The sequence below is a fragment of the Pseudomonas sp. TH15 genome (genome assembly GCF_016651105.1).
In the GTDB taxonomy this organism is placed as follows: domain Bacteria; phylum Pseudomonadota; class Gammaproteobacteria; order Pseudomonadales; family Pseudomonadaceae; genus Aquipseudomonas.
In genome coordinates this window covers 2,297,244-2,309,886 of record NZ_JAEKEL010000001.1, presented here as the reverse complement: position 1 = coordinate 2,309,886, position 12,643 = coordinate 2,297,244, and the positions used below count along the sequence as shown (strand labels likewise).

Annotated in this window: 9 protein-coding genes and 1 pseudogene; 3 read left to right on the top strand and 7 right to left on the bottom strand. The window is 60.6% G+C overall.

Annotated elements, in window-relative coordinates:
• Nucleotides 1–189: 189 nt before the first annotated feature.
• From JFT87_RS10315 to JFT87_RS10285, 7 genes are read right to left on the bottom strand one after another with little or no spacing between them, the layout of a single operon-like run.
• Nucleotides 190–1,191 (bottom strand): response regulator, encoded by a 1,002-nt coding sequence (locus JFT87_RS10315; protein WP_201200968.1) that lies wholly within the window; start codon nucleotides 1,189–1,191, stop codon nucleotides 190–192.
• 48 nt (nucleotides 1,192–1,239) lie between these two features.
• Nucleotides 1,240–2,250, bottom strand: coding sequence for a chemotaxis response regulator protein-glutamate methylesterase (gene cheB / locus JFT87_RS10310; protein ID WP_201200967.1), 1,011 nt, complete (start codon nucleotides 2,248–2,250; stop codon nucleotides 1,240–1,242).
• On the bottom strand, nucleotides 2,247–4,538 hold the full coding sequence (locus JFT87_RS10305; protein ID WP_201200966.1) for a hybrid sensor histidine kinase/response regulator: 2,292 nt from the start codon (nucleotides 4,536–4,538) through the stop codon (nucleotides 2,247–2,249). Before JFT87_RS10305 ends, cheB begins: the two co-directional genes overlap by 4 nt.
• Nucleotides 4,535–5,218: a chemotaxis protein CheW gene (locus JFT87_RS10300; protein ID WP_201200965.1), complete on the bottom strand. Its 684-nt coding sequence runs from the start codon at nucleotides 5,216–5,218 to the stop codon at nucleotides 4,535–4,537. The genes JFT87_RS10305 and JFT87_RS10300 overlap by 4 nt, the downstream gene beginning before the upstream one ends.
• A complete protein-coding gene (locus tag JFT87_RS10295) occupies nucleotides 5,215–6,486 on the bottom strand; it encodes a CheR family methyltransferase (RefSeq protein WP_201200964.1) in 1,272 nt (423 codons plus the stop codon). The genes JFT87_RS10300 and JFT87_RS10295 overlap by 4 nt, the downstream gene beginning before the upstream one ends.
• Complete coding sequence (locus JFT87_RS10290; protein WP_201200963.1) at nucleotides 6,483–7,013, bottom strand: chemotaxis protein CheW; 531 nt, start codon at nucleotides 7,011–7,013, stop codon at nucleotides 6,483–6,485. The genes JFT87_RS10295 and JFT87_RS10290 overlap by 4 nt, the downstream gene beginning before the upstream one ends.
• Entirely contained in the window at nucleotides 7,013–8,635 is a 1,623-nt protein-coding gene (locus JFT87_RS10285; RefSeq protein WP_201200962.1) for a methyl-accepting chemotaxis protein, read from the bottom strand. Before JFT87_RS10285 ends, JFT87_RS10290 begins: the two co-directional genes overlap by 1 nt.
• A 525-nt stretch (nucleotides 8,636–9,160) precedes the next feature.
• Here JFT87_RS10285 and JFT87_RS10280 point away from each other — a divergent pair.
• From JFT87_RS10280 to JFT87_RS10270, 3 genes and pseudogenes are all read left to right on the top strand, one after another.
• A complete protein-coding gene (locus tag JFT87_RS10280; protein ID WP_054051032.1) occupies nucleotides 9,161–9,676 on the top strand; it encodes an Hcp family type VI secretion system effector in 516 nt (171 codons plus the stop codon).
• 132 nt (nucleotides 9,677–9,808) lie between these two features.
• Nucleotides 9,809–11,893: a type VI secretion system Vgr family protein gene (gene tssI, locus JFT87_RS10275; protein WP_201200961.1), complete on the top strand. Its 2,085-nt coding sequence runs from the start codon at nucleotides 9,809–9,811 to the stop codon at nucleotides 11,891–11,893.
• Nucleotides 11,890–12,435: pseudogene (locus tag JFT87_RS10270) on the top strand (DUF4123 domain-containing protein); the annotation flags it as partial. The gene tssI and the pseudogene JFT87_RS10270, both read left to right, overlap by 4 nt.
• Nucleotides 12,436–12,643: the final 208 nt, after the last annotated feature.

The following is a 12,643-nucleotide window of genomic DNA, read 5'->3' as shown; positions in this document are numbered from 1 at the left end:
CCGAGTAAATCTGTGGCGAGGGAGCTTGCTGTGGCGAGGGGGCTTGCCCCCGTTAGGTCGCGAAGCGGCCCCCTGCATTCTTCCAGTCATACCCTGCAATCAGGTTTCACGACTGCTTCGCAGCCGAACGGGGGCAAGCCCCCTCGCCACAGGATGCGCTAGGCTGGAGAACTTCGCTCAAGCCACCCGCTACTCAATCCCCACCTGATTACGCCCATTGTTCTTCGCCAGATACAGCCCCTTGTCCGCCGCCGAGATCAATTGCCGGCAATCGCTGCCCTGTTGCGGGGTGATGGTCGACAGGCCAATGCTGATGGTCAGGTTCGACCCTTCCACCGGGAACACATGCGGAATCTTCAGCGCCGCGACCGTCTGACGGAGTTTTTCCGCCACCAGCCGCGCGCCGCCCGGCGAGGTATTGGGCAACACCAGCGCAAATTCTTCGCCACCATAACGGGCCGGCAAGTCCGAAGGCCGGGCGCTGGCGTCGCGAATCGCCGTGGCGACTTTACGCAGGGCTTCGTCGCCTTCCAGGTGGCCGAAGCTGTCGTTGTAGGACTTGAAGTAGTCCACATCGATCATCAACAGCGACAGTTGAGTCTGGTCTCGCAGGGAACGGCGCCACTCCAGTTCCAGGTATTCGTCGAAGTGCCGGCGGTTCGACAGGCCGGTCAGGCCGTCGGAGTTCATCAGGCGTTGCAGCACCAGGTTGGTGTCGAGCAACTGCTGCTGGCTGACACGCAATGCGCGGTAAGCCGCGTCGCGCTGCAACAAAGTCATGTAGGAGCGTGAGTGATAGCGGATGCGCGCCACCAGTTCAATGTTGTCCGGCAGCTTCACCAGGTAATCGTTGGCCCCGGCCGCGAACGCCGCGCTTTTGATCAGCGGGTCTTCCTTGGTCGACAGGACGATGATCGGAATGTCCTTGGTCGCCGGGTGATTGCGGTATTCGCGCACCAGGCTCAAGCCGTCGAGGCCGGGCATCACCAGATCCTGAAGGATCACCGTCGGCTTGATCCGAATCGCCTGGGCGATGGCTTGGTGCGGGTCGGCGCAGAAGTGGAAGTCGATGTTTTCCTGATTCGCCAGACCGCGCCGAACGGCCTCGCCGATCATCGCCTGATCGTCCACCAACAACACCATCGCGGCGTTTTCGTCGGTTTTGAAGTCGTCGAGCTGTAAGTCATTCATGTGCGGTCACCTGAGTACTACTTGGGCCAGGATTGCTGTGAAAAGCCTTCATTTTGGGAAAATATCCAGCAATCGTGGCGCTATCTTGTCCAGTGGGCGAATTTCCACGGCGGCGTCGATGGCCGCAGCCGCTTTCGGCATGCCGTACACCGCACTGCTGTTCTGGTCCTGAGCGATGGTCAGGTAGCCCTGTTGGCGCATGAGTTTAAGCCCCTGCGCACCATCGCGGCCCATGCCGGTCAGCAAAACGCCCACGGCGTCGCCGTTCCAGTAACTGGCCACACTCTCGAAAAACACATCGATCGAGGGCCGGTAAATCTCGTTGACCGGTTCGGCGGTGTAGGCCAGCGTCCCGTTTTTCAACAAGCGAATATGGTGGTTGGTGCCGGCCAGCAACACCGTGCCGGCCTGCGGCGACTCGCCTTCCTGAGCCAGGCGCACGTTGAGGCCGCTGGCACTGCTGAGCCATTCGGCCATGCCGGCGGCGAACACCTGGTCCACGTGCTGCACCAACACGATGGCCGCCGAAAAATCCCGCGGCAGGCCCTTGAGCAAGATTTCCAGCGCCGCCGGCCCGCCCGCAGACGAACCGATGGCGACCAGTTTTTGCCGGGAACCCGAGTGGCGCAACGGGCTCGGCGCCGAGCGCACCCGGTTACCCTTGTCGCCGATCAGCCAGCCAATGTTCAAAATCTTGCGCAGCAACGGCGCCGCCGCCTCTGCGGCATTGCCGGCACCGATGGCCGGCGTATCGACCACGTCCAGCGCGCCGTGGCCCATGGCTTCGAACACCCGGTGCACGTTCTGCTGGCGGTCGATGGTGACAATCACGATCGCGCACGGGGTTTCGGCCATGATTCGCCGGGTCGCCTCCACGCCATCCATCACCGGCATGATCAGGTCCATCAGGATCAGGTCCGGAGTGTATTCGGCACAACGTTGCACCGCCTCGGCCCCGTTGCTGGCGACCCAGATCACCTGATGCGCCGGTTCAAATGCCAAGGCCCGGCGCAGGGCCTCTACCGCCAGGGGCATGTCGTTGACGATAGCGATTTTCATGCCCGTGCTCCTCCGATGAGCTCAACCACTGCATCAAGCAGGGCATCGTCATGAAAACTGGCTTTGGCTAGATAATAGTCGGCTCCGGCGTCCAGTCCACGACGACGGTCTTCTTCACGATCCTTGTAGGACACCACCATAACCGGCAACGATTGCAAACGGTTGTCCCGGCGCAATAAAGACACCAGTTCGATGCCGTCCATGCGCGGCATATCGATGTCGGTGATCAACAGATCGAAATCCTCCGAACGCAGGGCGTTCCAGCCATCCATACCGTCCACCGCCACGGCCACGTCGTAGCCGCGATTGAGCAGCAGCTTGCGCTGCAACTCGCGAACGGTCAGGGAATCGTCCACCACCAGAATCCGCTTGCGCGCCACTTCTGCGACCTGGTTGCTGTGCCGGGCAATGCGTTCCAGACGCCCGGTGTTGAGCAGTTTGTCCACCGAGCGCAGCATGTCTTCGACATCAACGATCAACACCACCGAACCGTCGTCGAGCAACGCCCCGGCGGAAATGTCCTGAATCTTGCCCAGCCGCTCATCCAGCGGCAATACGACCAAGGTCCGCTCGCCAATAAAGCGTTCGACCGCCACGCCATAGATCGCATCACGCTCGCGAATCACCACGACCTTGAGGGTTTGCTGGCTGTTCTGGCTCGCCGGGCGCTGCAACAACTGACTGGCCGCGACCAGCCCGACATGCCGGCCTTCGTACCAGAAGTGCTGGCGGCCTTCGAGCTGGACGATGTCTTCGGGTTCCAGATCGCACATCCGCTCGATGTGCGCCAACGGGAAGGCATAGGCCTCGTCGCCGACTTCGACCACCAGGCTGCGGACCACCGACAGGGTCAGCGGCACTTCCAGATGGAAGCGGCTGCCCTCGCCCGCCGTCTGCTCCAGCACCACCGCGCCGCGCAACTGCCGGACCATGTGCTGAACCGCGTCCAGCCCGACGCCGCGCCCGGAGACTTCGCTGACCTTGTCCCGCAGGCTGAAACCCGGCAGGAACAGGAACGTCAGCAGCTCCTCTTCGCTTAACTGCGCAGCGGTTTCGGTCGGGGACAACTGCCGCTCAATGATGCTGCGACGGACTTTTTCCAGGTCAACGCCATTGCCGTCGTCACTCAGTTCCAGCACCAGCAGACCGGCTTGATGGGATGCACGCAGACGGATCAAACCTTCCGCCGGCTTCCCCGCCAGCAGCCGTTGTTCCGGGGTTTCGATGCCATGGTCCACAGCGTTGCGCAGCAAGTGCGTCAACGGCGCTTCGAGTTTTTCCAGGACGTCGCGGTCGACCTGAGTCTTCTCGCCTTCGATCTCCAGGCGAACCTGTTTGCCCAGGTCGCGACCGAGGTCTCGGACCATCCGCACCTGCCCGGTCAGCACGTCGGCAAACGGTCGCATGCGACAGGCCAGCGCCGTGTCGTACAACACTTGGGCGCGTTGACTGGCATGCCAGGCGAATTCATCGAGTTCGGCGTTTTTTTCCACCAGCAGTTGCTGGGATTCAGTCAGCAGTCGGCGCGCATCCTCAAGAGCCTCTTGGGCTTCCAGGCTCAAGGCATGGTCCTTGAGGTGGACATTGAGGTTTTCCAAGGCCCGTAAGCCGTTGCTCTGCATGCGTTTGAGGCGCTGCATGGTGGCCAGGTGCGGTTTGAGCCGCAGGGTTTCCACCAGGGATTTGCTCGACAGGTCGAGCAGGCTGTTCAGCCGTTCGGCGGTGACCCGCAGCACGCGCTCACCGTTTTCGGTGGTGCGTTTGGCCTTGCGTGGCGGCTCGGCGGGCGCGACGGCCAGCGGTTCGACGACCGGGGCGATCGGCTCGACGGTTGGTGGCTCCAACTGAAGCTCGGCCATAAACGGCGCAATCGGCGTGCTGATCGGCGGCGCCAGTGCCATCGGGTCGAGCAATCGCCCCATCAGCGCTACATAGGCATCAATTTCCACCGCCGACGGTGTATTGCTCGGCGTCGCGATACGCATCAACAGGTCAGTGCCCTGCAACAACGCGTCGATATGCTCGGGCCGCAGATAGAGGCGCCCTTCCTGAGCGCTGACCAGGCAATCCTCCATCACGTGAGACACGCTGACCCCGGCATCCACGCCGACAATCCGCGCCGCGCCCTTGAGCGAGTGGGCCGCGCGCATGCACGATTCCAGGTGATCGGCCTGGGTCGGATCGCGCTCCAGGGCCAACAGGCCGGCGCTCAGCACTTGGGTCTGGGCCTCGGCTTCGAGGCTGAACAGTTCCAGCAAAGAGGCGTCGCGCATTTGCTCGGGGGTCATGTGAGGCTCCGGGTCACGGCGGACAGCAGCTGTTCTTCATCCAGCCAACGCAGGCTGCGACCTTTGAATTGCAACACGCCACGGGTGTACTTGGCGCTGGCCTCGGTCCCGGATTGCGACGCGGCATCGAGGATGCGTTCGTCGATGGCGTGAATCCCGTCCACTTCGTCGACCGGCACCACCACCGGGCCACCCCGGGCGGCGATGATCAACATCCGCGGCATTACCCGCGCACCGGAAGACACATTATTCGTGGCGTCGAGCCCCAGCAATTCCACCAGCGACAGGCACGCCACCAAAGCCCCGCGCACATTCGCCACGCCGAGCAAAGCCCGGGAGCGCTGGTGCGGCAAGGAGTGAATGGTTTGCAGCGGCGCCACTTCAACCAGACTGCGAGTGGCCAGGCCCAGCCATTCTTCGCCGAGGCGGAACATCAGCAGCGAACGGGTTTTGACGTCGGTTTCGACCACCGTCAACACCTGCTCGCGATCTTCCTGCTGCAAGGCGTAACGGTCGAGCAAGCGGGTGGCGGCGGCCGAATACACCGCGCAATTTCGGCAGTGAATATGCTCGCTCAGCAGCGGGCAGGACTTGTCGCCGTGGATACCGATGCGGTTCCAGCAGTCGTCGATGGCCTGGGCATCTTCATGGGTGACGCTCAAGGTGTCGGAGACGCTCATCGTTTACGCTCACTGTCGGCGGCACGCTCGCTGCGGGCGGCACGTTCCTGCAATCGTCTGGCGCCCGCGGTGTCGCCCAGCGATTGCAGCAAGGCAGCCAGGTGCATCAAGGCATCGGGGTGTTGCGGTTCGAGGTACAACGCTTTGCGATAGAAACCCTGGGCTTCAAGCGCACGGCCGGCAACATCGCTGAGCAGTCCCAGCCAATAAAATACTTGGGCGACCGGTTCGTGGCTGCGCAGATAACTTTCACACGCGGCACGAGCCTCGGCACTTTTGCCTTCGTTGGCCAGGGCGGCGATGTTCGCCAGCAGCGTCGCGGCGTCGGGATTGGCCGTTTTCACGGTATTGGGCAGCGGTGCGACATTAGCGAACGGACGGCTGCGTACCGGTGGCGGGATCACGCTGCGCACCGGTTGACGCACCGGCAGCGCAGTTGGAGCGAAGGCCGGAAAAGGCTCGGGCTCCGGCGCGCTTTGGCGGCTGAAGGCAAACGACTGCGGGATGCCGATCGAGCGCATGCCGAAACGTCCGAGCAAGCTGCCTTCGGCCGGGCCGATAAACAGCACGCCGTCCACATGGGTCAGGCGTTTGAGCACTTCGAAGACTTGTTGCTGGGTCGGCTGGTCGAAATAGATCAGCAGGTTGCGACAGAACACAAAATCATAGGGCGGTTCGCTGGCCAGCAAGGCCGGATCGAGCAGATTGCCGACCTGCAAGCGGACTTGTTCCAGCACCCGCTCGCTGAGTCGATAGCCTTCGTCTTCGGCGCTGAAATGCCGCTCGCGATACGCGATGTCCTGACCACGAAAGGAGTTCTTGAAATACAACGCGCGCTTGGCCTTCTCCACCGAAAGCGGACTGACATCCATGCCTTCGACCTTGAATTGATGAGGTTTGAGGCCTGCATCCAGCAGCGCCATGGCAATCGAGTACGGCTCTTCGCCGGTGGAGCACGGCAGACTGAGAATCCGCAGGGCGCGCATATTGTTGAGGTCGGCCAGACGTTTGGCCGCCAGTTTCGCCAGGGTGGCGAAGGATTCCGGGTAACGGAAAAACCAGGTCTCCGGGACGATCACCCCTTCGATCAGCGCCTGTTGCTCGTCCCGCGAGCCTTGCAAAGTCTGCCAGTACTCGTCGGCCGTCAGCGCATAGGCTGCCGTCATGCGCTGACGCACGGCACGCTCAATGATGGCCGGCCCCACTGAGGCGACATCGAGGCCGATGCGATCCTTGAGAAAATCGAAAAACCGCTGATCGCTGCTCATGGCCGCTCCTCAAGGAGGTCCAGAGGCTGCGACGGAAACAGCAGCGCCCGGACTTGATCATCGAGCAGATCGGCAACCCTGACCCATTGCAGCAAGCCTTGAGCATCCTTGCGCACCGGACCGAGGTACGGCGCCTGGCGGTTGTCCAGGCCATAAGGCTGAAAATCCGCCGGGTTGCAGCGCACGGTATCGGTAGCCTGTTCCAGGATCAGACCGAGCAATCGCGCAGGCGTGGTTTCATCCGGTCGGTAGTGCACCAGCACCAGCCGCGTGCTGGTGCGGGCCTGCGCCGGTTGGCCGAAGGTCAGTGCACTGAGGTCGATCACCGGCACCACTGCACCGCGATAGGCGAATACTCCGGCGACCCAGGCCGGGGCCTGGGCAATCGGCTTCAACGGCAGGCGCGGCAGCACTTCGGCTACCTCAATGGCTTGCAGTGCGTAACGCTCGTTACCGACGCGAAACACCAGGAAAAGCGCCTGTCTGGCCGGTGCCACGGCAGTGCGTTTGGCCGTGAGTTCGCTCATCAGACTTTGAATCGCGAGACGCCACCACGCAGCCCGACGGCCACCTGGCTCAGTTCGTCAATGGCGAAACTGGCCTGGCGCAAGGACTCGACGGTCTGGCTGCTGGCATCGCCCAATTGCACCAGCGCATGGTTGATCTGTTCGGCGCCGGTGGCCTGGGCCTGCATGCCTTCATTGACCATCAACACTCGCGGCGCCAGCGCCTGAACCTGATGGATGATCTGCGACAGCTGCTCACCGACCTGCTGCACTTCGGACATGCCGCGACGCACTTCTTCGGAGAACTTGTCCATACCCATAACCCCGGCCGACACCGCCGACTGAATCTCGCGGACCATCTGCTCGATGTCATACGTGGCGACGGCGGTCTGGTCCGCCAGACGTCGCACTTCGGTGGCGACCACGGCAAAACCGCGACCGTACTCACCGGCCTTCTCGGCCTCGATGGCCGCGTTCAGCGACAGCAGGTTGGTCTGGTCGGCGACCTTGACGATGGTCACGACCACTTGGTTGATGTTGCCGGCCTTCTCGTTGAGGATCGCCAGTTTGGCGTTGACCAGATCGGCCGCGCCCATCACCGAGTGCATGGTGTCTTCCATCCGCGCCAGGCCTTGCTGCCCGGAACCGGCCAGCACCGAGGCCTGATCGGCGGCCGTGGAGACTTCTGTCATGGTGCGCACCAGGTCACGGGACGTGGCGGCGATTTCACGGGACGTCGCACCGATTTCAGTGGTGGTGGCGGCAGTTTCGGTGGCGGTGGCTTGTTGTTGCTTGGAGGTGGCGGCGATTTCAGTGACCGAGGTGGTGACCTGCACCGACGAACGCTGAGCCTGGGACACCAGCGAGGTCAGATCGGTCATCATGTCGTTGAAGCCGGTTTGCACCGCGCCGAACTCGTCCTTGCGATCGAGGTTCAGGCGGCTGCTGAGGTCACCGGTACGCATGATTTCGAGGATCTGCACGATGCGGCTCATTGGTGCCGTGATCGCGCGCATCAGTAGCAGGCCACAGAGACCGGCGGCGAGAATCGCGACCAGCAAAGAGAGGCCCATGCTGATTTTTGCCGCGGACACGGCATCGTCGATATTGGCCATGGCCTGATCAGCGACTTTCTTGTTTTCGCCGATGATGTCGTTGAGTTTCGTGCGACCGGTGTACCACGCTGGCGAGAGCTTCTCATTGAACAATTTCACCGCATCGGCTTCCAGGTTGCGTTTGTGCAAATCGAGCACCGCGTCCTGAATCTGCATGTAGTTATCGTGGTACTTCTCGAACGCGGCGAACTCAGTGCGATCCTCATCGGTCGCCATGGTCTTGCGGTAATTCTCCATCTGCTCCAGCAGACGGCTCTCAAAGGACTTGAACTCGGCGGCGTCTTCGCTGCTGATGCCTTCGCCTTCCTTGAGGCCGAGCAACTCCTGAGTCTGCAGATAGCTGTCGACCCAGGCGCTGCGAATCATCGAACTGTAATACACCCCCGGCGCTGCATCCGTTCGGACCGTTTCCTCGCTGGACTCAATCTTCAGCAGACTGGAGAACGAGACCATGACCATCAGCAGCATGATGGCAATAATGACCGCAAAGCTCGCCAAGATGCGTTGGCGCAACGTCCAGTTCTTCACAGTATGTCCTCGGGGCCATTTTCAAATGCTGGGGAGTATAGCTGAGGGCGGTGTTTCATTTATAAGACGCTTTTTAACCCTCGCGCCCATCGAGGTTAAACCGGGGCGGGCTCTGGACAGGGACTTTCCAGCAAGCGAGGTGCAACTGACCAGTGACGGATTGGCAGAAAGGGGCGCTGGATCGGTCATTTCTGAACGGACGGCTTCTTCGCGATGATGGCCACGAGCCATTGTGCGCAAGAAGTTGCGCACTTATTTTCGATTTTCATCTATCAACGCCTCTACAACCCACGTCCCACGTGGCCTGTAGACGAGTGCGCAAGAAGTTGCGCAGTACTGCGCAACTTCTTGCGCACTTTTGCCCTGATTCGCCTGGCAAAAATCCTCAAACCCACAGGCCAGAGCGGTTTAACCCCCGGCTGCCGGGCACTTCACAAAAGCTGGCACGGACCTTGATAACAGTCAGGCACCCACCAGGCGATTTCGCCTCTCGGGCACCCTAAATTTTTAGCAAGGAGCACATCCATGGCTACACCAGCGTACATGTCCGTCACTGGCGAAAAACAAGGTCTGATCACTGCCGGCGCATTCACCGCCGACTCGGTTGGCAATACCTACCAAGAAGGTCACGAAGACCAGGTCATGGTTCAGGCTTTCAGCCACGACGTGATCATCCCGCGTGACCCGCAATCCGGCCAACCAACCGGTCAGCGCGTTCACAAGCCAGTGGTGATCACCAAGGTCTACGACAAGGCTTCGCCACTGCTGCAAGCAGCTCTGACTTCCGGCGAGCGCATGAGCGAAATCGTTATCCAGTGGTACCGCACTTCGGCCCAAGGGACCCAAGAGCACTACTACACCACCAAACTGGAAGACGCGATCATCGTCGCCATCAACAACAAAATGCACAACTGCCAGGATCCGTCGAACTCCCACTTCACGCACCTGGAAGAAGTGCAATTCACCTACCGTAAAATCACCTGGACCCACGAAGTATCCGGTACTTCGGGTTCCGATGACTGGCGTCAGCCAGTCGCTTAATCGCGGCTGACCGCTTCACGCATCGGCCAGCTCTGCTGGTCGATGTTGTTTACGCTCCCCCAGAATTTCGCGTCCGTTGACCTGGTTTTCGGGTGTCGACGAACGCAGTAAGCACTGCACAAGGAACAAGGGATGTTCGCGCCGGCCAATCAGACTCACTTTGCCCTGACTATCGAAGGTCTGGATAACGATCTCCAGGTTCTTGCCCTGCAAGGTCGGGAAGCCATCAGCCAGCCTTTTGTGTTTGAGGTGGATCTGGTCAGTGAACAGCCGTCCCTGGACCTCGAAACGCTGCTGCACAAACCGGCCTTTTTGCAGCTCTCGCCTGACGGCAGCGGCATTCATGGCCAGATCTATCGCGCCGCCCAGGGTGATTCCGGCAAACGCCTGACCCGCTACGCGGTGACCCTGCGTCCGCAACTGTCCTACCTGGCGCACCGCATCAACCAACGCATCTTCCAGAACCTCACCGTACCGAAAATCGTCGGCATGGTCCTCGAAGAGCACGGCATTCAAAGCAACGCCTACGAATTCAAAGTCGGGGCGATTTATCCCGAGCGCATCTACTGCGTTCAATACGATGAATCGGACCTGCAGTTCATCCAGCGCCTGTGCGAGGAAGAAGGTATTCACTACCACTTCCAGCACAGCGCCACGGCCCACAAACTGGTGTTCGGCGATGACCAGACGGTGTTCCCGAAACTCGCGCCAGTGGCCTACCAGCAAGACTCCGGCATGGTCGCGACTAACCCGGTGATCAAGCGCTTCGACCTGCGCCTGGAAACCCGCACCAGCCGCACCACCCGCCGCGACTACGACTTCGAAAAACCGCGCCTGACCCTCGAAGCGGAAAACCGTGGCGACGCCCTGCCCGACCTCGAAGACTACGACTACCCCGGTCGCTTCATCGACCGCGAGCGCGGCAAGCACCTGGCCAAACGCGCCCTCGAACGTCACCGCAGCGACTTCCAGCTCGCCGAAGGCAGAAGCGATCAGCCGATCCTGGTCAGCGGCCACTTCCTGGCCCTGACCGAGCACCCGAAAGCCAAATGGAACGACCTGTGGCTGCTGACCGAAATCCTCCACGAAGGCAAACAGCCGCAAGTGCTGGAAGAGTCGGTCACCAGCAATACCACGGCGTTGAAGGACGACTTCCATCAAGGCTATCGCAATCGTTTCCAGGCGACCCCGTGGGACGTGCCGAACCGCCCGCCGCTGAACCACCCAAAACCACGGATCCTCGGCAGCCAAAGCGCCGTCGTCACCGGGCCCAAAGGTGAAGAGATCCACTGCGACCAGTACGGCCGCGTCAAAGTGCAATTTCACTGGGACCGCGAAGGCCAGGCCGACGACAAGACCAGTTGCTGGCTGCGCGTCTCCTCCGCCTGGGCCGGCGCCCACTACGGCGGCATCGCCATCCCGCGGATCGGCATGGAAGTGCTGGTTTCGTTTTTGGAAGGCGACCCCGACCAGCCGCTGATCAGCGGCTGCCTGTACCACAAGGAAAACGTCGTCCCCTACGACCTGCCGGCGAACAAAACCCGCAGCACTTTCAAAACCCTGAGCTCCCCCGGTGGTGGCGGCTACAACGAACTGCGCATCGAGGATAAAAAGGGGCAGGAACAGATCTTCCTGCACGCCCAGCGCGACTGGGACGAAAACGTCGAGCACGACCAGAAAATCCGCGTCGGCAACGAACGCCACGACACTGTCGAGCAAAACAGCTACAGCGAATTCAAGGCCGAAGAACACCACACCGTCTACGCCGACCGCAAAGTCGAAACCCGCGCCAACGACCACCTCACCGTGGGCGTTAACCAACACATCAAGGTGGGTACCGGGCAATTCATTGAAGCGGGTCAGGAAATCCACCTGAGCAGCGGCATGAAAGTGGTGCTGGAAGCTGGCGCTGAACTGACCCTCAAGGGCGGCGGCAGCTTCATCAAGATCGACGGCAGCGGCGTCACCCTGAGCGGGCCGGTGATCAACATGAACTCCGGCGGCAGTCCCGGGAATGGCACTGGCGCGGCGCCGTTGATGCCGGGGGCGTTGAAACAGGCCGATGCGGATAAGCCAGGCATGCTGCTGCAGCAACGCCTCGCTGAAAATGTCCCCATTGTTGAACTGTGCCAAAAACCCAAAGGTGGGACGCCAATGGAGTGTCCGTTGACTGACTGCCCTTGCAGAAAAGCCCTAATGACAGGAGCGCAAGAATGACAGTTTCGGTATTGCTGGAGCGCACGGACAATTTGTTGGAGAAACTCTATCAACATTTGCCTGACCCTAATCCAACGCTGTTGTTCGAATCAACCGAGCTGCAAGCGTACTCTGAACAGAGTCCTATCTGGCTGGAGCCGCCAGCCAGCACCACGGTTATTGATCTAATGCGTGAGAAGCCCTCCGCTTGGCCCGGATTGATAATTGAAAGCCAAGCAAAAAATAAGCATCTGCTGGGGCACCTCCGACGAATATTGTTCGTTCTTTTCGACACCGAACGCAGAGGTGTACTTCGTTATTCAAACCCTACGACTGCTAGCTACTTTTTTACTGTCGAGGACGAAACAACCTCACGTACCTGGATGGGCCCGATCTCGCGGTTGAGCTGGTATGGCGGCACGTGGTTCGATCTAGCAGAAGGAAACCTTAGCTGGTTCAATGCGCAGAGGGCGCAAGCCGGAGATTGGAAAGAATCGAACGAACCAAAAACGCTTCATCTTGATTTGCTTCACGAACAAGCGCTGCAACAGCAGCAAAAGGAACATTTCGTTTATCAGTGGTGGCAACGTCAGAGCGGTGTCTCCTTGGCTGATGCCGGCCGCTTTCTGGACGAAGGCATGAAGGATGGTTTTGTAGAGGCTCATGAGCTGAACGAATATCTGTCCCTGCGTGCCCAACACCCATTTGTCGAACCAGCGAAAACTCCCGCGGCAAGCTGTAGCGAGGAGCGCCTCGAACTTTTGAGGCATT